General features: G+C 54.4%; 23 protein-coding genes. 8 read left to right on the plus strand and 15 right to left on the minus strand.

Features of this window, described 5'->3' with window-relative positions:
* Positions 1 to 39: 39 nt before the first annotated feature.
* Entirely contained in the window at positions 40 to 1,359 is a 1,320-nt protein-coding gene (locus tag A6F49_RS10665; protein WP_043058272.1) for an acetyl-CoA C-acetyltransferase, read from the minus strand.
* A gap of 85 nt (positions 1,360 to 1,444) precedes the next feature.
* Here A6F49_RS10665 and A6F49_RS10670 point away from each other — a divergent pair, with 85 nt between their 5' ends.
* From A6F49_RS10670 to pepN, 3 genes are all read left to right on the plus strand, one after another.
* Complete coding sequence (locus A6F49_RS10670; RefSeq protein ID WP_052504927.1) at positions 1,445 to 2,098, plus strand: TetR/AcrR family transcriptional regulator; 654 nt, start codon at positions 1,445 to 1,447, stop codon at positions 2,096 to 2,098.
* Complete coding sequence (locus tag A6F49_RS10675; RefSeq protein WP_043058274.1) at positions 2,098 to 4,131, plus strand: acyl-CoA dehydrogenase family protein; 2,034 nt, start codon at positions 2,098 to 2,100, stop codon at positions 4,129 to 4,131. The genes A6F49_RS10670 and A6F49_RS10675 overlap by 1 nt, the downstream gene beginning before the upstream one ends.
* A gap of 151 nt (positions 4,132 to 4,282) precedes the next feature.
* Positions 4,283 to 6,916, plus strand: a complete 2,634-nt coding sequence (pepN, locus tag A6F49_RS10680) for an aminopeptidase N (protein ID WP_052504928.1) — start codon at positions 4,283 to 4,285, stop codon at positions 6,914 to 6,916.
* A 55-nt stretch (positions 6,917 to 6,971) separates the two neighbouring features.
* On the opposite strand, the gene A6F49_RS10685 is transcribed toward pepN, so the two are convergent.
* The gene (locus A6F49_RS10685) at positions 6,972 to 8,060 is read right to left on the minus strand and encodes a lipoyl protein ligase domain-containing protein (protein WP_043058275.1); all 1,089 of its coding nucleotides are present in this window, start codon (positions 8,058 to 8,060) and stop codon (positions 6,972 to 6,974) included.
* A gap of 159 nt (positions 8,061 to 8,219) precedes the next feature.
* Between A6F49_RS10685 and A6F49_RS17745 the strand changes: the two genes are divergently transcribed.
* A complete protein-coding gene (locus tag A6F49_RS17745) occupies positions 8,220 to 8,771 on the plus strand; it encodes a hypothetical protein (protein WP_150119468.1) in 552 nt (183 codons plus the stop codon).
* Between the two features lie 151 nt (positions 8,772 to 8,922).
* A complete protein-coding gene (locus A6F49_RS10695) occupies positions 8,923 to 9,822 on the plus strand; it encodes an FUSC family protein (RefSeq protein ID WP_082911740.1) in 900 nt (299 codons plus the stop codon).
* A 79-nt stretch (positions 9,823 to 9,901) separates the two neighbouring features.
* Here A6F49_RS10695 and A6F49_RS10700 read toward each other — a convergent pair whose 3' ends face one another.
* The 3 genes from A6F49_RS10700 to A6F49_RS10710 all read right to left on the minus strand — a co-directional run bounded on the left by A6F49_RS10700 (position 9,902) and on the right by A6F49_RS10710 (position 11,944).
* Positions 9,902 to 10,159, minus strand: a complete 258-nt coding sequence (locus A6F49_RS10700) for a type B 50S ribosomal protein L31 (RefSeq protein ID WP_043058278.1) — start codon at positions 10,157 to 10,159, stop codon at positions 9,902 to 9,904.
* Between the two features lie 165 nt (positions 10,160 to 10,324).
* Positions 10,325 to 11,155 (minus strand): sulfite exporter TauE/SafE family protein, encoded by an 831-nt coding sequence (locus tag A6F49_RS10705; protein WP_043058279.1) that lies wholly within the window; start codon positions 11,153 to 11,155, stop codon positions 10,325 to 10,327.
* An 18-nt stretch (positions 11,156 to 11,173) separates the two neighbouring features.
* Complete coding sequence (locus tag A6F49_RS10710; RefSeq protein ID WP_043058476.1) at positions 11,174 to 11,944, minus strand: ABC transporter ATP-binding protein; 771 nt, start codon at positions 11,942 to 11,944, stop codon at positions 11,174 to 11,176.
* 146 nt (positions 11,945 to 12,090) lie between these two features.
* Here A6F49_RS10710 and serB point away from each other — a divergent pair, with 146 nt between their 5' ends.
* Positions 12,091 to 12,942, plus strand: coding sequence for a phosphoserine phosphatase SerB (serB, locus tag A6F49_RS10715; RefSeq protein WP_043058280.1), 852 nt, complete (start codon positions 12,091 to 12,093; stop codon positions 12,940 to 12,942).
* Positions 12,943 to 12,973: 31 nt separating this feature from the next.
* Here serB and A6F49_RS10720 read toward each other — a convergent pair whose 3' ends face one another.
* The 3 genes from A6F49_RS10720 to A6F49_RS10730 form a co-directional block, all read right to left on the minus strand.
* Positions 12,974 to 13,663 (minus strand): suppressor of fused domain protein, encoded by a 690-nt coding sequence (locus A6F49_RS10720; protein WP_052504929.1) that lies wholly within the window; start codon positions 13,661 to 13,663, stop codon positions 12,974 to 12,976.
* 136 nt (positions 13,664 to 13,799) lie between these two features.
* A complete protein-coding gene (locus A6F49_RS10725) occupies positions 13,800 to 14,570 on the minus strand; it encodes an SDR family oxidoreductase (RefSeq protein ID WP_043058281.1) in 771 nt (256 codons plus the stop codon).
* Positions 14,571 to 14,575: 5 nt separating this feature from the next.
* The gene (locus tag A6F49_RS10730; RefSeq protein WP_201120303.1) at positions 14,576 to 15,286 is read right to left on the minus strand and encodes a beta-ketoacyl-ACP reductase; all 711 of its coding nucleotides are present in this window, start codon (positions 15,284 to 15,286) and stop codon (positions 14,576 to 14,578) included.
* A gap of 127 nt (positions 15,287 to 15,413) precedes the next feature.
* Here A6F49_RS10730 and A6F49_RS10735 point away from each other — a divergent pair, with 127 nt between their 5' ends.
* Positions 15,414 to 15,917 (plus strand): DUF3099 domain-containing protein, encoded by a 504-nt coding sequence (locus A6F49_RS10735; protein WP_043058283.1) that lies wholly within the window; start codon positions 15,414 to 15,416, stop codon positions 15,915 to 15,917.
* A 250-nt stretch (positions 15,918 to 16,167) separates the two neighbouring features.
* A complete protein-coding gene (locus A6F49_RS10740; RefSeq protein WP_043058284.1) occupies positions 16,168 to 17,070 on the plus strand; it encodes an SURF1 family cytochrome oxidase biogenesis protein in 903 nt (300 codons plus the stop codon).
* Positions 17,071 to 17,082: 12 nt separating this feature from the next.
* Here the strand turns inward: A6F49_RS10740 and A6F49_RS10745 are convergent, their stop codons facing one another.
* From A6F49_RS10745 to A6F49_RS10775, 7 genes are all read right to left on the minus strand, one after another.
* A complete protein-coding gene (locus tag A6F49_RS10745) occupies positions 17,083 to 18,681 on the minus strand; it encodes an ABC-F family ATP-binding cassette domain-containing protein (protein WP_043058285.1) in 1,599 nt (532 codons plus the stop codon).
* Positions 18,682 to 18,759: 78 nt separating this feature from the next.
* Positions 18,760 to 19,446, minus strand: coding sequence for a ribonuclease H family protein (locus A6F49_RS10750; RefSeq protein WP_043058286.1), 687 nt, complete (start codon positions 19,444 to 19,446; stop codon positions 18,760 to 18,762).
* Positions 19,447 to 19,554: 108 nt separating this feature from the next.
* A complete protein-coding gene (locus A6F49_RS10755; RefSeq protein WP_043058287.1) occupies positions 19,555 to 19,878 on the minus strand; it encodes a metal-sulfur cluster assembly factor in 324 nt (107 codons plus the stop codon).
* 45 nt (positions 19,879 to 19,923) lie between these two features.
* Positions 19,924 to 20,688 (minus strand): Fe-S cluster assembly ATPase SufC, encoded by a 765-nt coding sequence (sufC, locus tag A6F49_RS10760; protein ID WP_043058288.1) that lies wholly within the window; start codon positions 20,686 to 20,688, stop codon positions 19,924 to 19,926.
* 64 nt (positions 20,689 to 20,752) lie between these two features.
* Positions 20,753 to 21,952: a Fe-S cluster assembly protein SufD gene (sufD, locus tag A6F49_RS10765; RefSeq protein WP_043058478.1), complete on the minus strand. Its 1,200-nt coding sequence runs from the start codon at positions 21,950 to 21,952 to the stop codon at positions 20,753 to 20,755.
* A 59-nt stretch (positions 21,953 to 22,011) separates the two neighbouring features.
* Positions 22,012 to 23,472 carry a Fe-S cluster assembly protein SufB gene (gene sufB, locus A6F49_RS10770; RefSeq protein WP_043058289.1) on the minus strand — a complete coding sequence of 487 codons (1,461 nt, stop codon included), beginning with the start codon at positions 23,470 to 23,472 and terminating at the stop codon, positions 22,012 to 22,014.
* 96 nt (positions 23,473 to 23,568) lie between these two features.
* The gene (locus A6F49_RS10775; protein ID WP_082911742.1) at positions 23,569 to 24,315 is read right to left on the minus strand and encodes a helix-turn-helix transcriptional regulator; all 747 of its coding nucleotides are present in this window, start codon (positions 24,313 to 24,315) and stop codon (positions 23,569 to 23,571) included.
* Positions 24,316 to 24,350 lie beyond the last annotated feature (35 nt).

Below are 24,350 nucleotides of genomic sequence, written 5' to 3' on the forward strand. Positions count from 1 at the left end.
AGAATTGAGTGTCCTTTCAGCAAGTACCAGATTCGGGGTTTAGCGTCCGCGCATTAGCGCAACAGCACCTTGGCCTCCTGCTGCACACACCGAAATCAATCCCAGAGAGCCTTCACCTTTTTCGTGCAGCATCTTGGCCAGAGAGGCAACGATCCGCGGACCGGTGGCAGCAAATGGGTGGCCAGCAGCTAACGAGGAGCCTTTGAGATTTAGCTTGGACTGATCAATCTGTCCCAGGGCGCTGTCTCGTCCCAGGACGTTCTTGTTGTAATCTTCATCCGCTAGTGCCTTGATGGTCGACAAGACCGTTCCGGCAAATGCTTCATGAATTTCAAAGAAATCAATATCATCGAGGCTCAGCCCGTGCCGATCCAAAATCCGCGGAATCCCATAGGTCGGGGCCATGAGAAGTCCCTCTTTGCCATTGACGAAGTCGACGGCGGCGACTTCAAAATCTAAGAATTCTGCCAGAATCGGCAGGTTGTGTCCTACCGCCCACTCTTCGGAGGACAACAGCGCAGCAGCGGCACCATCGGTCATCGGAGTGGAGTTTCCGGCCGTCATGGTGGCTTCTTCACCAAATTGCTTCCCAAAGGCAATGCGAAGTTTGGCCAGGGACTCCAATGTTGATCCGGGGCGCATATTGTTATCACGATCGAGACCGCGGAAAGGCGTCATGAGATCGTTGAAGAAGCCGTCTTCGTATGCGGCTGCCATGTTGTTATGGGAATGCATAGCGAGTTCGTCTTGTTCTTCGCGGGTTACGCCCCATTCGTGGGTCGTCAGCGCCTGATGTTCCCCCATCGACAGGCCAGTTCGTACTTCGCCTGCTTGTGGCGCTAGCGGAGCAAAGTGTTTCGGGCGAAGTTTCAGCGCGATTTTAATTTTGTCCTGCGTCGTGCGTGCACGGTTGAGCTGCATGAACAACTCTCGGGCTTCAGCATTGAAAGCTAGCGGCGCATCAGAAATCGTATCCACCCCTCCCCCGATGCCAGACTCGATTTGACCAAGACGAATCTTATTGGCCACACCGCCAACGGTTTCAATACCTGTCGCGCACGCGGTTTGGACGTCATGGGCCGGGGTATGTCCATCTAAAGAAGTCCCTAAAACAGATTCACGGGTGAGGTTGAAGTCCACCGAATGCTTCATCACTGCGCCGGCAACAACTTCGCCGAGTGCTTCTCCTTGGAGACCAAAGCGTGCCACGAGCCCTTCAAGCGCAGAGGTCAGCATGTCCTGGTTGGAAGCACCGGCATAGGCTCCATGAGCGCGGGCGAATGGGATGCGGTTACCGCCGAGAACGACTGCTGGACGCAGCGGACCGCCGGCGATTGCGGCTGTGGATGTTGAAGTCATGCAAATTCTCTTTCCCAATGATTGTGGTTACAGATCGGTGTGTTTACGGACACCCACCTTACCTGATACTCTCGGTATCGTGAAGATGTCTGCAACACCAATTCCGGACGGGCGCAATACACGCTGGGAAGCGCACCGTCGTCAACGTCGAAATGATCTGATCCGGTCGGCACGTGCTGCTGTCCACATTATTGGACCCGATGTGTCAATGGAAGAAATCGCCACACATGCTGGTACCTCGAAGTCGGTGTTCTACCGGTATTTCAACGATAAACAAGGACTCCAGCAGGCCGTAGCTCAGGCCTCAATTGATTTCATGGAGGCCGAACTGAAAAAGGCCGGGAAATCCGCGCCAAGCGCTCGAGATGGTCTCTATACCATGGTGCTGGTCTACCTGCAGTTGGCCAACTCATCGCCCAACGTTTATAACTTTTCCACGGCGATACCAACCGGGATGAATATCTTCCGCCAAAACATGGCGCGGTTCCTGCAACGAGCAGTTGAAAACGTCTTCCCACACTATAAGAGCGCCACACCAGATCTCGACAGCAAAAACCTGGCCTATTACTGGGCTGTTGCTGCAGTCGGGTTCGTCCGCGCGGCCGGCGAGGAATGGATAGCTGACCCGGAGGACCCTCATCGCCTTAGCGCGGAGGAACTGGCCCTCAGAATCGCTACCTGGTTGGTCGCAGGACTGGACTCTCACAGCATCACCGAAAACCACTCTCAGGAGGACTAGTGCCGTTAAAACAAAAAGATCTACGAATCGATCAGGACGAACTCCAGGAACTCCTGTTCGGCCCGTGGGCCGATGATCGTCGTCAGATGCGAAAAATGATGGCAGAACCAGTTTTTCATCATCAATTCAATCTGACGAAGGAAGACCACCGTGAACTAACACTGAACCAGTTGAAAGAGCTGGCTGCACGTAAGATCATTGGCAAGGCATATCCCAAGGAGTTCGGCGGACAAGAAAATCCCGGCGGAAATGTCGCGGGCTTTGCCGAAATGTTCCACGCCCACCCGTCCATGCAGATCAAAGCTGGCGTGCAATGGGGGCTCTTTGGGTCCGCGATCTTAGCTTTAGGCAATGCGGAGCAGCACAAAAAATGGTTGCCCGGGGTGCTGAGTCTTGAACTACCAGGGGTCTATGCCATGACAGAAATCGGACATGGTTCTGATGTCGGCAACATTGACACCACCGCCACGTATATTCCAGAAGACGATGCCTTTGAAATTCATACCCCGTTCAAAGCTGCCTGGAAAGAATTTCTAGGTAACGCTGCCTTGCACGGCAAAGCCGCTGTGGTGTTTGCGCAATTGATCACCAAAAACGTCAACTATGGTGTACACGCATTCTTCGTGCCCCTGCGTGACGATGACGGCAACTTCCTGCCCGGTGTTGGTGGCGAAGATGACGGATACAAGGGCGGGCTCAATGGCATCGATAACGGTCGACTACATTTCACACACGTAAAAATCCCCCGCACGAATCTTCTCAATAAGCTCGGCAATGTTAATGAAAATGGGGAGTACACGACGTCGATTCCTTCATCGGGCCGCCGGTTCTTCACCATGCTGGGGGCGCTCGTCCAAGGGCGTGTCTCCCTCGCTACCACTTCGGCTAATGCCTCGGCATTAGCCCTGACAGGTGCCATCACTTACGGCAATCAGCGTCGACAGTTTAATGCCGCCTCCGATATCGAAGAACAAGTCCTACTGGATTACGGGTTACACCAGCGTCGCTTGATCGATCGTTTAGCGCGCACCTACGCCGATATTTTCACCACCAATGAATTGCTGGTGAAATTCCATGAAGTGTTCTCCGGTGACGACGATACCGATGAAAACCGCCAGGAACTTGAAACACTGGCAGCTGGGATAAAAGCTATCACAACCTGGAATGCACTGGACGTCTATCAGGAAGCCCGTGAAGCTACCGGTGGGGCAGGATACATTGCCTCGAAAAACCGCTTCAACGCATTGCGGGATGATCTTGATATTTACACCACGTTTGAAGGCGATAACAACGTGCTATTGCAACTTGTCGGTCGTCGCCTGCTGGGAGATTATTCCAAAGAATTTTCCACCCCGTCGTTTAAAGTGCTCACGAAATACGTTGCCGAGCGCGCTGAATCCAGCCTGTATGAACGTTCCGGGTTACGCCGCGTGGTCCAGCAAGTCTCTGATGTGGGCTCCGAACGTCGTTCCGCTGCTTGGCTCAAAGACACCGAGGTGCAACGCAGTCTGTTCACCGACCGAGTTCGCACGCAAATCGCAGAGGTCGCTGAAGTACTGCGCCCGGTGGCCAAAGCACCCCAAGCCGAACAGGCCCGGGTGTTCAATGAAAACCAGTACGATCTGATAAAAGCGGCCAAATCCTATGCACAGCTGCTGCAATGGGAAGCCTTCACTACGGCACTGGAGACTATCGAAGACCGGGAAACCAAGAAGGTCATGACGTGGATGCGTGACCTATTCGCATTGTCTACGATCGAACAAGATCTTGGATGGTTCATCGAATACGGTCAGATCTCACAACAACGAGCCAAGACGCTTCGTCAGTACACCAACCGGTTAGCTGCCCGACTAAGACCACATGCTCAAGATCTCGTTGATTCCTTTGGCTACAACCAACACCATTTGAGGATGGATATTACCTCTGGTTCAGAACAGGAACGCCAAGAAGAAGCCGCCGAATATTACCGACGCTTACGTGCCTCCGGTGAAGCACCAATTCCCGAAAAAGTACACCGTGCACGACAAGGCTAAGCATCAAAAACAATAGCAACTGTTCAGCGTGCTGTTGATACTCAAGTATCAACAGCACGCTGAAATTTTGTGCCGACACTCCCCAGGCCACCAGCCGACCCCGAGCGTTGCAGATTCCCAGTGCTGCCTCACCGATGATTGAATAAGGATCATGTCTACTACCCCACTGCTGAATGATGAACGACTCACACGCGATGAGGCGTATGCCCGTGCAGAGCTCATCACGATCAGCGACTATGAGATTGAACTAGACCTCTCGAACGCGATGGTGCTGGATGAACCGACCTATCCGGTAACTACCACGCTACGGTTTACCGCCGCCACACCCGGAGAGGATACATTCCTGAACTACCTGGGTGACTCAGTAGAGTCCGTTGTGATCAATGGGGTATCTCACCAGGTCGATCAGATTGCCGGAACAGCGCGCATATTGATTCCAAACGTCGCTGGGGAAAATGAAGTCGTCATCCGCTCTCACAGTCGCTATTCGCATTCGGGCGAAGGACTCCATCGCTTCGTGGACCCGGTGGATGGTCAGGTATATCTCTATTCCCAATTTGAGCCGGCAGACGCACGCCGAGTGTACCCAAATATGGAACAACCCGACCTCAAAGCCGTCTTTCACGTCACACTGATCGGTTCCGACACGTGGACGCTGGCGTCCAACGGACACGAAATCGGCCGAGAGGCCGTTGGCAGCGGGATCGACCGGGTGCGCTTTGCGCCAACACAGCCCATGTCCACTTATCTCACCACATTTCTGGCAGGACCCTACGCACGATTCGAAAGTCACTGGGACAATTCCAACGACGTTGGACCAGTTCCGCTGCGCGTTTTTGCTCGTCAGTCCTTAGCTGAGCATGTGGACGCCGACGAACTCTTCAGACTGACTCAGCAGGGCCTGACCTGGTTCCACGAACAGTTTCAATATCCTTACCCCTGGGGTAAATACGATCAAGCCTTCGTTCCTGAATACAACCTCGGGGCAATGGAAAACCCGGGCTTGGTAACGTTCAACGAGTCCTATATCTTCACGTCCCAAGCAACCGTGTCTCAACACATGGCCAGAGCGACAACGTTGATGCATGAAATGTCACACATGTGGTTTGGCAACCTGGCCACCATGAAATGGTGGGACGATCTGTGGCTCAAAGAATCCTTTGCCGATTTCTTTGGCACTAAAGCAGTCGCCGATGCTACCGACCTCCCTGGGGCGTGGCAGTCATTTGCGCATCAGCGTAAAGCCTGGGCATATGTGCAAGATTCTTATCCCACGACACACCCAATCGTGGCCGACATCGTCGATCTTGAAGCAGCTCGCCAGAACTTTGACGGCATTACCTACGCCAAGGGTGCGGCCGTCATCAAACAGCTCTTTCACTATGTGGGAGAAGCAGCATTTCTGAAGGCTTGTCGAACGTATTTTGAACGCTTTGCGTTCTCAACCGCCCAGCTCAAAGATTTCTTGACCATTCTTGAAGAAGCATCTCATCGCAACCTGAAACAGTGGGCACCTGACTGGTTACAGACCTCGGGCCCGGCAACATTGTCAGCAACCGTGGCCGATGATGGCGTCGTCACGATTCACCAAGATGCGATCGACCCACAAACGGGTAACGCCATTCTGCGCCCACACACGTTCTACATCGCGGCCTTGACCCTCAACGACGCCGATCAGCTCGTGGTCACCGATCAATCCCAGGTGGAACTTCCTGCTGGGTCGGCATCCGTAGTGGCAGACCAGTTCATCGTAGATAACTCAGTATCGCGGGTCGTGCTAGTCAACCACCATGATCACACGTATGCGCAAGTACAGTTGGATCAGGCGTCGCTTGAAGCCGTGACTACATATCCGATTATCGACACGGATTCGACTGCGGTCGCCACCGTCTGGTCGAGTGTGTGGACTATGGTGCGACACGCAAGCTTGCCAGCCGCAGATTTTATTGGTGCTGTTGCACGACTGAGTCACACCATCGATGACGTTTCCATGCATGCCCGTGTGCTAGCCCAAGCAGTGACAGCGCTCAAAGAATTTGCGCCAACCTCACGGCGTACGCGACTAACCAAACAGCTCAGCACCGCATTACTTGATGCATTGGTAGAACTTGAACCAGGCTCAGACCGACAACGTTCAGCGGCACGGGCATTGACCCAGTTAGGCATCGGCACGGAGGCCCTCGCACCAGAACTGACGTTCCTGTTGGCAAGCGATGAGACCTCTGAAATGTCTCCCGGGCTTCGCATTGATGATGAGATCCGATGGCTCCTGCTCGGTAGCTTGGCCTCGCTAGGTCGTATTAATCGGGTCCGTTTGGACCACGAGCTCGCCGCGTCACCGACAGCCACCAATGAGCTCTATCACCGGACGGCTGTGGCGGCCATGCCCGATCAGACGCAGCGCTGGAAGCTATGGCATCACGTCGTGACAGGGCAGGAACGTCACGGAGCAATGCTGTCGAATGCTCAACTTACCGCCACCGCGCAGGGACTGAACTCCTCGGCCCCGGAATTTGTAGCGGGCCAACTGATGCCGCTTCTTGAAGGGCTCCTGGATATTTGGCAGTCCCGTTCCAATAACCTGGCTTCCAGAACGATCAATGGGTTATTTCCGTTGCGTCATCAGCCGGTCAAAGGGGGCCCTGCGGCACAACACAATCACCCGGCGTTGGTAAATATTGACGCCTGGTTGGCCCAATATCAGGACGCTCCGGCAGCGTTGCGCCGAATCGTTATCGAACGTCGTGCCGACATTGCACTACGCCTAGCAGCTCAATCCAAGTAATCCTGGAAACTTGATGAGGTGAGATCCGGCAACATTGCCAGTTCCCACCTCGCTGTTATGGCACGCGGTGAATCCATTCGTGAGTTTTGAACTTCTGCTCCGCTAACGCCTCTGCACGAGCTAGCTCATCGGCAGTGACTTCACGTGTTGTGGCAGCATAGCGCTTTTGAAAGGTATCGATCATGATGTCCCAGATATCTTCCCGGTTTAAACCGGTTTGACGCCGTAGTGGGTCAACTCTGGATTGCGCTGAAGTAATACCTTTGTCAGAAATTTTCTCACGACCAATGCGTAAGACCTCGGTCATCTTCTGCGCGTCAATGTCATACGACATCGTCACATGGTGCAGCATCGTGCCAGACGCCAGGCGCTTCTGGGCTGCTCCCCCGATCTTGCCTTCAGGAGTCGAAATGTCATTGAGGGGTTCGTAAAAGGCTTTCACATTCATACGCTGAAGTGCCTCCATAACCCACGCATCGAGAAATGGGTAGGAGTCTGAGAAACTCATGCCATCAACGAGTGAGGTCGGAGTATAGAGCGAATACGTGACGGCGTTGTCTGCTTCCATAAACATCGCTCCGCCTCCGGAGATGCGACGAGCGACTTTGATGTCGTGCTTCTCAACGGCCTCTGCATCGATTTCGTTGCTATAACTCTGAAACGATCCGATGATCACGGACGGATCGGACAGCGGCCAACGCCAGAGGCGCATTGCAGGGTTTGCGCGGCCTGCCCCGACGTCTTCGGTCAAGATTTGGTCGAGCGCTACTTGAGTATAGATAGGGATTTCCATGGGCAGGAGAATTTCCCATTCGTGGTCGTCCCAGCGGGTTGCGAAACCGGTTGCGCGGCGCACGGCCGTTGCGACTGCGTGGGCGTCAAAACCGAACATGACAACTGATTCATCAACTGCGTGGTCGATGGCCCCGGCGATGGTGCTGTGGCTCGAATCGAATCTCAAGCCGATCAGCGCTTGGTTAATATCATTGAGCGCCTCGTCGGGCTCTAGGAAAAAATCACCATTAATATTTGCTCGAGTGATCTTGCCGTCGGTTACATCGAGATCGGCGATGACTAATTTGCCACCTGGAACTTTGAATTCACCATGGAGTTGTTTACCATCAACAGTGTCTTGAGCAGTCATGGTTCTACCTTACTCGTAGGACCAACCCGTCGGTGTAGGTGCTTCACACAACTGGCGGAATGTTGTCATCAGTGAAATCTGTCCCAAACGCAGTCAATTGGTGTCGTCAGGCTCACGTTGGGAGCACGAGAACTGTTTGTTCCAGCTAGGCTAGTTACTATGGGAAAATCACAGCCAGCTGTGCCAACTGGGTGGCATAAATTCGCAATTTCCGGCGGATGGGTCGGAACCTTTCTTCTTGCCGCCTGGATTCTCGTTCCTCGACTCGTAATCGGCACAACGGTACCGATTGCTTGGGTTGTCACTATCAGCTTGCCCTTGATTCTTATGGCAATTGGATGTGTGACGCTAGGTGTTCCTGCGTCACGTGGCATGGTTCCAACGAAACGATCAGTCGCTTGGCTCTGGTTCGCATTTTTCTGGGCGTTTATTGTGGGCCTGTTCCTACCAGATAGCACGATCTTTTCAGCCGGCAGTCCGGACCACGCCACTGCCCTGGTTGCAGTCTTATTTGGACCAGGTTGGGAAGGTGCAGGCTCGGCGATTGCGAACCCCGCAGCCATTCTGATGACAATCTCCGGCATCATCGGCGCAGTATTTTCTTTATTGGATTCAAGAGAGGGTGGGCCCATCCGAACTGAAGATGAAGATGATTTCCAAGGGCAGGGCTACTTCACGATTCTAGGAGACGACGAGTATTACCAGCAGTAACACGAATTGGTTTGGACCAGAGACCTCGCCGATACGCAAAATTCGCAAAGCAGCGCTCTCTTTTGGTCCACACGCTGGTGCTCACCGGGTCGCGTTACGGGCAGCCATCTCGATCGCAGTGCCGCTGCTCATATTGTTCTGGCTGGACCGGATGGACCTGTCCATTTATGCGTCCTTTGGTTCGCTAACCTCCCTCTACGGTCGTTTCCATTACTATGGTGACCGCCTTCGTATGCAACTGGGCGCCGGGCTGGTGTTCATTAGTGTGATGCTCATTGGCACCCTGCTGGCGATATTCGACGCGCAGATCACCGTACGAATCATGGTGGTTGCCCTCATCGCGACATTAGTCACGGGCATTGCCATCGGTTTTCGGTGGCATCCCGGTGGCGCGACCTTTGCCGTATTTGCAGCAGGCGCTGTAGCAACCATCCCGGCCACCTGGATCAATTTTGCCCAAGTACTCATCGTGGCCAGCTCTGCGGTGCTATTCAGTCTCGCCTTGACCGCGACCCTTGGTCTGCTTCGCACCCGCAGCTTCGCGAAGGTATTTCGCCCACTAAACAAGGCCGTCTTCCAAGGTGCATGGTCCGTGCCCGTCACCGTGGGTGTTGGCGCCCTATTGGCTGGACTGATCGGCCAAACCTTTGATAATGATCACTGGTATTGGGCGATGGTTGCAGCCAGCGTTGTGCTGGCAGGAGCGGCAACCACTCACCGCATCACTCGCAGTATGCAGCGTTTCACAGGCACCACGCTGGGTGTTTTAGTGGCTGCACTCTTCCTGTCGCTAGAAATGCCAACCCTGGCTCTCATTGCGGTCATCATAGTGCTCCAAGCTGCAGCCGAGCTGTTGATTGGTCGCAATTACGGCGTTGCGATGTTAGTCGTGACGCCTTTAGCGTTGTTAATGATTAGTTTGGCCAATCCAATCGATCCATCGGTGCTGGTGGCTGATCGCGTATTCGAGACGTTTATCGGTTCGCTGGTGGGAACGGTTATCGCGTTTGTCTCGGCACGCATGCGCACCGAACGTGTCGACGACGCGTAGATCTGGACTCACAAACAAAACAGCGCCACACGTTATGTGCGGCGCTGTCGTAAAGCTTATTGAAAGAAGTACCCGGTGGTTACTTCTTGCCACCGAAGCCTTTGAAACGAGCGTTGAAGCGCTCAACACGGCCAGCGGTGTCCAAAATACGCTGCTTACCAGTGTAGAACGGGTGCGAAGCAGCAGAAATTTCAACATCGATTACCGGGTAGGTGTTGCCGTCTTCCCACTCCGCGGTGCGTTCCGAAGTAGCGGTGGTACGGGTCAGTACACGTTCGCCTGATGCCAGGTCGTTGAAGATTACGTAGTTGTAATCAGGGTGAATATCTTGTTTCATACTAAGTTCCTTCGTTAGTGCCACTGGATTTTGCCAGCCGCACGAAGACTAATTGACAAATTGGTCTTTAGACCAAGGACTTATCTTACACGGTATCCGATGACCTAGCATCTTTTATCGGCTGCGCGTCGATAGTCACCAACGACGTAGCCAGCGGCGCCACCACTAGCCATTGACGAGGGGCAGCACCATGTTGATGATCCCCGCAATTCCCACGATCACAATGACGGTGCGTAGGACATTGGGTTTGATGCGTCGACCGATTCTGGCGCCGAGTGAGCCGCCGATCAGTGATGATACGGCGATGAGCAGTACGGCCGTCCAGTCGATACGATCGAAAGCGAAGAGCAGATACCCTGTAGCCGCAATGAGGTTGACATCTAAAGACAACCAGGTCTTAATGGCGTTGGCGTGCACGAGAGTGCCGGTCGTCATAAAGACGCCCAAGATGCCCATCAGCAAGACGCCTTGCGCCGCGACGAAATATCCACCGTAAATACCCGTGAGAAACACGAGGATAAAGAGCGCAGGGGTGACTTGACCTGACGGCAATGGCGAGACTTCTGGACTGACGGGTTCATCACCATCTGCCTGACGGCGTCGTCGAACCCATGCGTTAAGACGTGGCTGAAACACGACGAACAGGATCGCGAAGACGATGAGGATCGGTGCCGCGTACTCAAAGACGGTTGCGGGCAATTGCATCAACAGCGTGGCGCCGATGAGTCCACCGACCAGTGATCCCCACGTGAGTTTTCTGGCTATGGTACTGGCTTCACGAAGTTCGCGCCGATAGCCCCACGTTCCGGAAAACCCGGCTGCAACCAGGCCGATGGCATTAGACATTTGGGCGGTGACCGGTGGGAAGCCGACTGCCACGAGTGTGGGAAAGGTCACGAGTGTGCCGGAACCGACGACAGAGTTAATGGTTCCGGCCCAGAAGCCGGCCAGCAGCACAATGAGTACTTGCCACCACTCTAAACCCAGTAATTCCATGGGTCTCCTTGAACGTGTTTAGGTGCGTGCGAAGGCGGAGAACCGACCTTCGGCATTTCGGGACACGTTCAAGGGTAGCCGGAAAGCTTCTGACAAGGTCTCTTCGGTTAACGCCGTTTCGAGGGGTCCAGCCGCAATGACCTGACCTTCTCGCAAAAGCATTGCGTGGGTGAAGTTGGGTGGAATTTCCTCTACGTGGTGGGTCACGAGGATTGGTGTGGGCGCAAAAGGATCGCTGGCTAACTGGGTCAGCGAGCGGACAAGCGTTTCACGGCCCGCTAGGTCCAGTCCAGCTGCCGGTTCGTCCAAGATCAACAGTTCGGGGTCAGTCATCATGGCGCGAGCAATCAGAGCACGCTTGCGTTCGCCTTCTGATAGTGTCCGGAATTTGCGGTCTGCGTATCCGGCGATCCCCCAACGTGCCAACAGTTGTTCGGCGCGCTGGAGATCCTCTGGTTCGTATGCTTCACGCCAGCGCCCAGTGACGCCGTAGGCCGCGGTCACTACAAGGTTTTTGAGCGTTTCGCCTCCGGGGACTTGCTGAGCTAATAGTGTTGATGACAACCCGATTGACGGGCGGAGATCAAAAACATCGACCGCGCCCAGGACTTCACCTAAGATTGCGACGTTGCCCTTGGTGGGATGAGCACGAGTGGCTGCAATATTGATCAGTGTCGATTTACCCGCACCGTTGGGTCCCATGACAATCCAACGCTGCCCCTCTTCGACGTGCCAGGAGACATCATCCAGTAACACGTTCTGACCACGACGAAGGGTCACGTGTGACATATGGAGGACAGAATCTTCTAGTGGTTCAAATTCGTGAGGGGTCACGATAGGGCGTTGCGCAATTGTTGCAGAAGGGATCAATTCGGTGGAACTCATAGCAACCAGACTAGGCTAGTTGCACAACGATTTGGTGAAAGGAACCGGTAATGCCCATAAATATTGCCAACATGAAGATTGGTGACCGCGTAGTGGTCTATAACAACGTGGGGCATCCACGCTTGGATGGAGTGCCCACCTACGCGGAGGGTCTTGAGGGTGTTGGTTTTACCGGTCATCGGTGGGTTTCGGCAGCAGATCGGCTCAAAGATCTGCCTGCCGACTGGTACTCCGCTGTCCTACCGTCGGCACAGGTCGAAATACATAAGGACCACGCTCCCCTGGTGGTTTTTGATGTGGATTCAACCCTGATCCATGAGGAAGTCATCGAGTTGCTGGCAGCTCACGCCGGCAAGGAGCAAGAGGTCGCTGAGGTCACTGAACGTGCGATGCGGGGCGAAATTGATTTTGCAGACTCGTTGCACCACCGAGTCGCAACCCTGGCTGGCCTTCCGAAAGAGGTCCTTGAGGACGTCGCAGCCGCGGCCACAATTCATGACGGCGCCCAAGAGCTGGTCAATGCCGTGCAACAAGCAGGTGGCTACGTATATGCCGTATCGGGAGGGTTTACTCATGCGCTGGCGCCACTGGCCAAACAACTTGGGTTAGACGGATTTGCGGCGAATACCTTAGAGATCGTGGAGGGCAAACTTACAGGCAAGGTGACCGGCCGTGTGATAGATCGAACCGCCAAGGCAGAAATGTTGCATCAGTGGGCCAGGGAACAGAACGTGCCGCTTGAGGCCACGGTGGCAGTCGGTGATGGGGCCAATGACCTCGACATGATTGACCTTGCGGGATACGGTGTCGGGTTCTGTCCAAAACCGATCGTGCGCAAGCATGCCGATAGTATTATTGAGATCCCCACTCACGACATTCTGCGAGCAGTCCTGGGGTTCTAATGCCCCTGGAACGTCACTGAGAAATTTTCTGCTAGGCGATCGCTGGGCGTCCGGGAAAAATGCCTTCGTGAAGACTAGCGTTTTCAAACCGGTGCATCATTTCATGGGCGCCACCGTGCGGTTTTTCTAAAATAAATTGCAACTCTGCAGGATAAAGCGCATAGAGGCCCAGGCAGTGGACAATGTGATCCTTGACCACGAATGTTGCGGCATCAGCGGGCATGGACAGTACGTGCTCCATGAGAAGCCCCGAGAACTCAGACCTGGGATAGGTCTGGTGAATTGTGCGACGTGCACGCGTGGAATGACCATACCCTAACCATGTGTCGTAGAGATACGTCATTCTGGCCAGATGCTTCATGACCAGGATCGGCCAGCTGAACCGTTTGGCGCGACTGTCAGGCATCCGTTGAATCTCAGGTACTGACGGCCAATCCCCCGGCAAGGTCAAAACCAACTCGGCACGTTCGTAGTATTCGGCTCCAGCTGGAACCTTCATGGGGTGGGCTGAAAGCCCAGAGGTCACCATCGTCCAAATCGGTCTTTGGGTAGTCGGTTCCCACAAGAATATATCGAGATGCACATGGTCTGAATACATTTCATGCAAGACCGTTGGCTCGCCATCAACGAATTGACCGATATGCTCGGGCAAAGCTTCAATGAGGTGGCGCTCGAACTGTTCGACTTTCGAATTTCTTTGGGATACAGAGAAGTGTGTCATGTGCTCAAACCTAGAAGGTTCGACAGCACAGTAGTGTCCGAGTCATCTCAATTGTGGATAACCACTGTGCTTCAGCGGCTGGAGACGATAAGGGCGCCGAACTTCCTTTCGGCGCCCTTATCGTTATGAGGAAACTTTATTTCTTGTCGATTTGTTCGAAGTAATCCTGTGCACCACCGACATATTCGGTGTATCCAACTTCCAGCTCGTCTCGTCCAACCAGGGCGGCGATTTCTGCTGCGAACTCATCAACGGTGTAGAGTTTTCCTGCTGCTTGACGCCGTGATTCGATGGCATCAGGGTTCAGCCGGTTCAGCAGTGTGGCGGTAATTGTGCCTTCGATCATGTCAGCCGTGACGACGACAAATCCGATGCCTTTTTCTTTCAGCATTGGAATACGTTCACGCAGAGCAACTTCACCGGCGCGTTTTGACTTGGCGACTGGTTCGTATTCCGGCATGGTTGGAACCTCATCGATAAAGTGCGCCTGGTGACTGGTGACGTACACAACCTGTCCACCGGCTTCCATCACCTCGATGGCCTCTTCCATCATGTCCACCTGGGCATCACGGTTAAGCCGCATGGCATAGTCTTCACCCAAATCGGATTCCATGCCGCCTGAAGCATTCAGCACCAGCACGTCAAGTCCACCAAACGAGTCTCTGGCAGCCTGAATCATTGCTCCGCGGCCCTCGGATGTGGTGATGTCGCCACCGACCGCTACAGCCTTGCCACCGGCTTCCTCGATTTGCTTGACAACCTTATTGGCTCGTGGAGCTTTCTGACGGTAGTTAATGACTACCCCAGCACCGCGGTCAGCCAGAAGTTGTGCAGTGGCGGCTCCGACACCGCGCGATGAACCGGTGACGATAATGCCTTTATCAGCCAAATCTTGAGTTTGTGTCATGTGTCTTAGTGTCCCATCCCTAGGCCGCCATCTACTGGGATGACTGCGCCCGAAATATAGCTTGCTTCATCAGACGCCAACCAGCGAACCACATTTGCAACTTCTTCTGGTGCTGCAAAGCGTCCTGCCGGGATGGCCTGCTTGTATTGCTTTTGCAAATCCTCGCTGAGCTCTTGCGTCATCTCGGTATCAATGTAGCCGGGAGCAACCACGTTGGCGGTGATATTGCGCGAGCCCAACTCCCGGGTCAAGGAACGCGCCATACCGACGAGACCGGATTTCGATGCAGCATAGTTGACTTGACCTGGTGAACCGTACAGTCCGACGACCGAAGAGATGAAGATGACCCGGCCTTTTTTCAGACGGATCATGCCCCGGGTGGCGCGTTTCAGCGCACGGAACGACCCTGTCAGGTTGGTGTTAATCACCTGTTCGAAGTCCTCTTCGGACATCCGTAGGAGCAACTGGTCGTTGGTGACACCAGCGTTGTTCACCAACACTTCTACCGGACCGTGAACTTCTTCAACTTTTTCAAATGCCGTGTCCAATGAGGCCATATCGGTGACATCCGCTTGAACGGTGAATAAACCTTCCGGGCCTTCACCAGAACGCGAGGTAATGGCGACTTTATCGCCATTTGCTTGAAAAGCCCGGGCAATGGCCAAGCCAATCCCCCGGTTTCCGCCGGTTACTAATACACTTCGGCCTTGCGCCACATTTTCTCCTTGAGATTGATTGAGACGTTTTGTCACTACTCTAAGCGGGAAAGTGAGAGAATAGAGGCTGCAACCCCTAACGTAACGAAATTTGTGCCGCACAACGTCCGGCACGAAAGGAGGCGATTTGACGCATCAGTCGAAATCTACCTCCCGACACCAGCGACATGATCGTCGAGAGCATGCCCGCCCGCAGAAAAAAGAAGACCAACAAGTCTATCTCATCACGGGAGCATCAGAATCGGTCGTCGCTGACTCAGAGCGCAAAAACCGCATCTATGCCGTACTGATTGGCGTGCGAATTGCCTCACTGTTTGTGGTCCTGATGACCCACGGATGGGTTCAGATTGCAGTCTTTATCGGTGGCATGTTGGCCCCGTGGATTGGCGTGCAGATCGCCAACAATATTCGACAAGTACAAGATCGTTCAATCACGGCCGTTCCTCCCCAACAAGCCGCACTTGCAGCAGCAAGACACGAGGCGGAAGAAGGCGACGATGACACCGTGATCGTCGGCGACATCATTGACGACAATACCGAGCCGGACTCTGGCACGCCTTCCGCTGAATCCACAGCAGACCCCGCTGATCTGGACGAAGATGAGAAGAAGCATGATGACACAAGGTCCTGATCTTTTAGGAAATCTTCTCCAGACCGGTTCGGCGACAACCGAACCGGAAAGTACCGTGCCCCAGTGCTCCCGAAAAGCATGCACAGCAGACGCACTATGGCAGCTGCTATGGAATAACCCGAAAATTCACACCCCAGACCGTCGTAAAATATGGTTGGCCTGTGATGAGCACAAACAGTTTCTCGCCGACTTCTTATCGTCTCGGGCTTTTCTTAAAGAAATCCAACCGCTACCCAGGTGACAATCCTTCATGAGTATTGAACAACAGACTGAAACCACCAAGAAACCGAAGCTGAACTTCCGGTTTTTGTTGTCTGGCGCCTGGATTGGTGGGTTTATCTTTTGCATCATCTTCTCCATTGCTACTGTGTTCCTGGGCGAATGGCAGATGGACCGGCGCATGGAAAAACTTGACGAGATCAACAAGATCGTCGATAACTACGACATCGATCCAGTCCCCTATGCTGAGGCAGGGCATCTGTTCGAGAACTTTGAAGAGCAGCACAAATGGACTCCAGTCATCGTACAGGGTGAGTACCTTGAAGAAGACACGCTCGTTGCACGAAACCGACCTCGCGCTGGAGTACCAGGTTTTGAGGTGCTGGTCCCTTTCCTCACCGAATCCGGCGATCGTATCCTGGTTGACCGAGGCTGGCTACCCATTGGTGAAGACGCCACTGCCCCGGGCACGGTGCCTGCCCCGCCTGAGGGCCAAGCACGCATTATCGTTCGTGTCGTGCCCGGAGAAGGGACCATTAATCGCGATGCTCCCGCTGGTCAAGTAGCCTCCATTAATCTTCCGACGGTCAACGAACAACTCGACTACGACATCGCAGAAGAAGCCTATGGGCTGATGGCTGGTGAATCACCACAGATGGATGTGGTACCACAACAAATGCCGGAACCGCAGCGTGATGAGGGACCCCACCTGTCCTATTCAATGCAGTGGTTTACTTTCGGGCTGATGTCGTTCGTCGTCTGGGGCTGGCTGGCCTATCAAAAGGCTGTCAGAAACCGCGAAGACGAACTGTACGGCGAGCGAGAAGAAGACGGCTATATTTCGGCGCACCGGATCGAACGCGTCAAACCGGTGAAACGTCGCAGAGGTCAAATGACCGACGAAGAAATTGAAGACGCCATGCTCAACAGCTAATCATCTGCTGAATTAGGCGAGTTCGACTAACTCCAAATAGTCCTCTGACCAAATATCCTCATCGGCGTCTGGCAAAATCAGTACGCGATCCGGGTCGAGCGCTTGCACCGCCCCGGCATCGTGGGTGACCAAAATGATAGCACCTTCGTAATTGCGGATTGCTGACAGGATCTCTTCGCGTGATGCTGGATCGAGGTTGTTCGTAGGCTCATCGAGCAGCAACACATTGGCACCAGAAACCACCAGGGTTGCCAACGCCAGCCGAGTTTTTTCGCCACCCGACAACACACCTGCAGGTTTATGCGCGTCATCACCAGAAAACAGAAAGGATCCCAGCACGGTCCGTGCGGAGGTCTCATCCAGGTTCGGAGCTGATGACATCATGTTTTCTAACACAGACTGATTGATGTCTAGTGTTTCGTGCTCCTGGGCATAATAACCTAGCTTCAGACCGTATCCGGGTTCGACTTGGCCGGAATCGGGTTCCTCATAACCGGCTAAGAGCTTGAGAAGCGTTGTCTTACCCGCGCCGTTGAACCCAAGAATGACGACACGAGAGCCCTGATCAATAGCAAGGTCGACTCCCGTAAAGACCTCGGTTGAGCCATAAGATTTTGACAGTCCGCTGGCCGTTAGAGGTACCTTCCCACACGGTGCAGGAGTCGGGAATCGCAGACTTGCCACTCTTTCTTCGATGCGTTTATCAGCCAGGCCAGAAAGCATACGATCAGCTCGACGTGCCATATTCTGAGCGGCCACGGCTTTGGTAGCTTTTGCGCGCATCTTATCGGCCTGAGCATACAAGGCTGCAGCCTTCTTTTCGGCAGAGGCACGTTCGCGGCGACGACGCCGTTCATCGACTTCGCGTTGCTTGAGATAGGCACGATAGCCCATCGAGTAAATATCAATGACCTGGCGGGTCGCATCCAGGAAGAAAACGATATTGATGACCTCGTCGATCAGATCAAGATCGTGAGAGATGATGAGCAGTCCACCCTCGTATGTCTTCAAATACTCGCGTAGCCATATGACGGAATCGGCATCGAGGTGGTTGGTTGGCTCATCAAGAATCATGGTGTCTGGTTTTTCAAACAGGATTCGGGCCAGTTCCACGCGCCGGCGCTGACCGCCGGAGAGCGTTTCCAACGGTCGGTCCATGATGCTGTTCTCCAACCCCAGGTTGGCAGCAATGGAAGCGGCATGAGACTGGGCTGCGTATCCCCCGGCGGCGATGAATTCGGCTTCGGCGGCTGGATAGCGGCGCATGCCGCGTTCCATAAGTTTGGGATCTGATGAGCTCATCTCTTCTTCCGCGCGACGCATGCGGCGAGACAGTTCGGCCAAATCACGTGCCGATAAAATCCGGTCACGCACGGACTGCGTTAGATCCCCGGTGCGGGGATCCTGTGGTAGGTAGCCGACGGTTCCGGAACGCATAACTTTGCCTGTTGCAGGGATGACTTCATCCATGAGCACTTTGGTCAGCGTGGTTTTGCCAGCGCCGTTGCGTCCCACGAGCCCGATACGGTCGCCGGCGTTGATGTGGAACGTGACATCGGACAGCAGGGTCCGAGAGCCAACCACAACAGATAACTGTTGTGCTGAAATCATGCGTGTACTACCTCAGGGTGATGAAATGGGATGGGCACAGTCTAGTGTATTGCTGTCTGAAGGAATTCACGATTTTGTTCACTGTTCGGTTCGGTATAAGACATCCATACCGGCTTCAATGAGTCGTGCAAGTTCTTGGTGCGGTGTGGTGCCGCGTTGTTGGGCGCGGTTCACGATTTCATCAGCCATGGTGCGATCCAGTGGGGTGTGGACGGTAACGGACCCGTTCGGGCTGGCTGTGATACCGGGTTCGGCTTCAGCAGGTTGGGGCGTGGCAGCGTCGTCGTTATCAATATTGAGTCCCGGGCCAGACGGTGCTGGTTGACCGCTTTGGAATCCTTTGGCCATGGCATTGGCGCGGGAATCGGCGGCCTCATTGAGCGGGTGGCCGGCGTGGCCTTTGACCCATTTGAAGGTGATGGTCCGTCCCGCTTTTTGGGCATCGGTCATGAGCTCGTCGAGTTGGATCATAAGATCTTGGTTGACCACTGGTTTGCCGTCGGCTTTTTTCCAGCCGCGTTTTTTCCAGCCGGTCATCCATTTCGTGATCGAATTGATGGCGTATTGAGAATCGGCCAGGATATTCAGATCATGGTCGGTGTTTCGTGTTGCTTCCAGGATTTTTATAATGGCAGTCAGCTCGCCGCGGTTGTTGGTGGCTTCATCCCATCCCCCAGCGGCCCAGTTGGAGTCGTCGATGTACCAGGCCCAGCCTGCTGGTCCGGGGTTGCCGAGTGCTGATCCATCTACGCCGACTGTGAGCATGTGTTTCCTTTATCGTCCGAAAGTGGGGCGTTCTTAGTGTAAAGGGTTAAATGACCAGCCGGTCGCATACCGGATGGTGTGCGACCGGCTGGTGAAAAACCAGTTGGGTTAGATGTTGAAACCCAGCGCGCGCATTTGCTCGCGTCCGTCTTCGGTGATCCGTTCTGGACCCCATGGTGGCATCCAGACCCAGTTGAGGCGCCATTCGTCGACCATGGTCTCTACCGCACGGCCAACCTGATCCTCGATCACATCAGTGAGCGGGCAGGCGGCTGTGGTGAGCGTCATGTCGACGATGAGCGCGCCGTCTTCGGCGTAGTTCAGACCGTACAGCAGTCCCAGATCAACGATATTGACACCGAGTTCGGGGTCAATGACGTCTTTGAGGGCTTCTTCAATGTCGTCTAATGGTGTTTGTGCAACAGTGGACATGTTTTACCTCCTGATCCGTCTGCTTAGCACGTTATCAGAATTGCCTTAGGCGGTGGCTTCAGTCTTTTCGTAGTTGACGTAGCCTTCGTCCTCGAGGCGATCAGCCAGTTCTGCGCCACCGGAGTCGACGATCTTGCCGTCGACGAAGACGTGTACGAAGTCTGGCTTGATGTAGCGCAGGATGCGGGTGTAGTGGGTGATCAACAGGTTGCCCAGGTCGTTGTTTTCCTGTGCACGGTTGACGCCTTCGGAGACGACGCGCAGGGCGTCGATGTCCAGGCCGGAGTCGGTTTCGTCGAGGATGGCGAATTTTGGTTTGAAGAGTTCTAGCTGCAGGATTTCTGCGCGTTTCTTCTCACCACCGGAGAAACCTTCGTTGACGTTACGAGTTGCAAAGGTTGGGTCCATTTCGAGGTTATTCATGGCCTCGCGGACGTCTTTGGTCCAGGTACGAATCGATGGGGCTTCGCCGTCGAGCGCGGTTTTAGCGGTACGCAGGAAGTTGGTCATGGAGACACCGGGAACTTCAACTGGGTACTGCATGGCCAGGAACAGGCCGGCCTGGGCGCGTTCGTCGACTTCCATTTCCAGGACGTCTTCGCCGTCCAACAGAATTTCGCCGCTGGTGACGTTGTATGACGGGTGGCCGGCAATGGCCTGAGCCAGGGTGGACTTTCCGGAACCGTTTGGACCCATGATGGCGTGGGTTTCACCCGATTTGATGGTCAGGCTGACACCTTTGAGGATCTCTACTTCGCCCTGTTCGGTATCGATGCTGACGTGCAGATCTTTGATCTCAAGAGTTGACATTGTTGTAAAAGTCTCCTTGTTGCCCGTGGGTTACGGGGCTTTTGGTAATGGCTACAGGTGGGGTTTAGAGCTCGAGTCCGGCGATTTCGTCTTCCATGACTTCCGTCACGGATGCTTCGACTTCCTCGATGCCGATCTTCTGGATGATTTCGTTGAGGAAACCACGCACGATCAGCTTGCGTGCGACCGGCTCTGGGATACCCCGAGCCATCAGGTAGAACAGTTGCTGTTCATCAAAACGTCCAACGGAGGATGCGTGACCACCGGAATCGATGATCCCGGTTTCGATTTCCAGGTTTGGAATCGAGTCGGCCTGTGCGCCTTCACTCAGCAGTAGGTTTTCGTTCTTCTCGTACGAGTCGGTTCCTGAGGTGTTACCCCGAATGAGGACGTCGCCAACCCATACGGTGCGGGCACCTTGCCCCTGCAGTGCACCCTTGTAGAGCGCATCTGAGGTGCAGTTGTTGGTCGAGTGGTCGATGAAGATGCGGTGTTCCAGGTGCTGTCCGGCGTCTGCGAAGTACAGGCCGTACATGTTGGTGGTGGCACCTTCACCGGCGAAGCGGGTGATGGGGGTCAGACGAACCAGCGAACCGCCGTAGGTGATGACGACGTGTTTGAAGGTCGAGTCTTTACCCAGGGATGCCTGTTGTGAACCGATATGTACGGTTTCGTCGTCCCAGGCCTGAACCGAGGTGACGTTGACGTTGGCACCTTCACCAATAGCAAATTCAATGTTTTGCGAGACAATTGCTTTGCCGGTCTGGTTGATGACCAGATTGACGTGGGTGTTTGCGCCGACAGCGACGTAAATGTGCTGTGCTGCTGGATCCGTCGAGTTGCCTTCCACCGATACGGTGATCGGGGTATCGATCTCAAGGTTGTCAGCAACGGTGATCACGGTGGCTTGGCTGAATGATGCCCAGGCTGCCGCAGAGGTGCGGTCGTCTGGGATCATGAAGGAGCCGAGGCGTTTGTCGTCGCGACCGACGGTTTCGATGGTGACACCATCGACTTCGGTTACCGAGACTTTTGGTGCAGCACCGGTGAGCAGTGCGTCGTCGCCGTCTGGCAGGTGCAGCCCGGCCAAACGGTGCAGCGGGGTGAAGCGCCAGTCTTCTTCTTCACCGGTCAGGACCGGGAAATCCGCAAGGTTGTAGCTGGTGGGACGGTCCGCGCGTGAGGTACCGAACTTTACTTCGTCGGTGTCGGACTGCTGGCCAGCCGCTTGCTTGACGACAAGTGTTTCGCCTTCTTCGCCCATCCCTGGGATCAACAGGGCTGGACCGTCGTCGAGAGTAGTTGCGTCAGTGTTGGCCACGCTTAGCCCACCGATCCTTCCATTTGCAGTTCAATGAGTTTGTTCAGTTCCAGTGCGTATTCCATCGGCAGGTGACGCGAAATGGGTTCTACGAAACCGCGGACGATCATGGCCATGGCTTCTTCTTCTGATAGGCCACGGCTCATCAGGTAGAACAGCTGCATTTCGGAAACCTTGGAAACGGTTGCTTCGTGACCCAGGGTGACATCGTCTTCGCGAATGTCGATGTATGGGTAGGTGTCGGTACGGGAAATCGTATCGACTAGCAGCGCGTCACACTCGGTGTTGTTTGTGGAGTTCTTGGCACCTTCGGCGATCTGGACCAGACCGCGGTACGCGGAGCGTCCACCACCACGGGCAACAGACTTGGAGATGATGTTCGACTTGGTGTTTGGTGCCAGGTGAACCATCTTGGAGCCGGTGTCCTGGTGCTGTCCAGCACCAGCAAATGCCATGGTCAAGGTTTCGCCTTGGGCATGCTCGCCGGTGAGGTAGACGGCCGGGTATTTCATGGTGACCTTGGAACCGATGTTGCCATCGACCCATTCCATGGTGCCGCCTTCTTCAACGACTGCCCGCTTGGTAACCAGGTTGTACACGTTGTTCGACCAGTTCTGGATCGTCGTGTAACGAACGCGGGCGTTCTTTTTGACGATGATCTCAACGACGGCGGAGTGCAGCGAGTCAGTCTTGTAGATCGGTGCGGTACAGCCTTCGACGTAGTGAACGTAGGAGCCCTCATCGGCGATGATCAAGGTGCGCTCAAACTGACCCATGTTCTCGGTGTTAATCCGGAAGTAGGCCTGTAGCGGGATCTCGACGTGAACGCCTTTAGGAACGTACACGTACGAGCCACCCGACCAGACAGCGGTGTTCAGTGCGGAGAACTTGTTGTCACCAACTGGAATCACGGAACCGAAGTACTCTTTGAACATGTCTTCGTGTTCTTTCAGACCGGTATCGGTATCCAGGAAGACAACACCCTGACGTTCAAGCTCATCGTTGATCTGGTGGTAGACAACCTCAGATTCGTACTGGGCTGCCACACCGGCGACAAGACGCTCGCGTTCGGCTTCTGGGATGCCCAGACGTTCGTAGGTTTCCAGAATGTCTTCTGGCAGGTCTTCCCAGCGGGTTGCCTGACGCTCGGTCGAGCGAACGAAGTATTTGATCCGATCGAAATCGATACCGGAGAGGTCTGCACCCCAGGTTGGCATCGGTTTTCGATCAAAGTAGCGAAGACCCTTCAGGCGGGTTTTCAGCATCCACTCTGGCTCGTCTTTTAGCGCAGAGATGTTGCGGACGACGTCTTCATTGAGGCCGCGTACCGCTTTTTCGCCAGCTGGATCCGGGTCATGCCAGCCGAATTCGTAGGGTCCGATGGCTTCCAGTTCTGGGTTTGCATCCAGAACGTCTTGGATGACACCGGGATCGGCGGTTTCTTGACTGATTTGATCCGTCATTATCAACCTCTTTTATAACGGGTCGTGATTTGGTGATCATCAAACAAAAGCCTGTTGCGACTTTCGGTGATTATGGTTTTTGTTCGTCCACTAAAACTATCTGGAACTCGTTGCTGCTCTAAGTGACGCATGTGCTGCCCGCCCCAATGGTACGTGGGTGTTACACACATGGCCACCTGTGGGCATCGTCGCGAGTCGTCGAACGTCTACTTCTAGTAAACGCGCGAATAGGTCAGTTTCTTCCTCACAAAACAGTGGAAATTCTCCGGCTAGTTCTTGGATTGGACAATGTCCCTGGCAGATCTGGGCGGCGCGCAGGGTGGTAACCTTCGCGGTTCTTCCTGCGCGGCGTGTCGTTGCCGCGAAACCGAGCTCCGCGAGCACGCTGGTCAGCGTTTGAATGCGATCGTTGAGTGTTGAGTTCTCGGTGATCTCTTCATGGAAGCGCTGTTCGATGTTGCTGAAATAGTTGCGGGCAAAGCCCCGCAGGGCGTCTTGCCCACCGAGTTCACGGATTGCTGTCATCGCGTCCTTGGCCACGCCCAGGTAATCGTCGCCGAGTTCAACCTGACCCTGTTGGGTCACAACATATCGACGTGATGGGCGTCCAGCTCCGCGTTGGGAACCCGAGACGGCTTTGACCTCAACGAGCCCCTCTTCTTCGAGTGCATCCAGATGACGACGCACAGCAGCGGCCGTGAGATTTAGATTCTTACCGATCGTGGCAGCGCTGACCGGTCCTTGTGACAGGACAGCATGCATGACCTTTTGGCGGGTCGTTTTGGTGGGACCGCTACCAGAAGTGGGATTGTCCGAAGGGCTATCAGCGAATTTAGTAAACATGGTATGCCCTAATTATAGACAACTTCGGCTATTTG

Origin of the sequence: Enteractinococcus helveticum (assembly GCF_001657475.1) — a bacterium.
Classification (GTDB): Bacteria; Actinomycetota; Actinomycetes; order Actinomycetales; family Micrococcaceae; genus Yaniella; species Yaniella helvetica.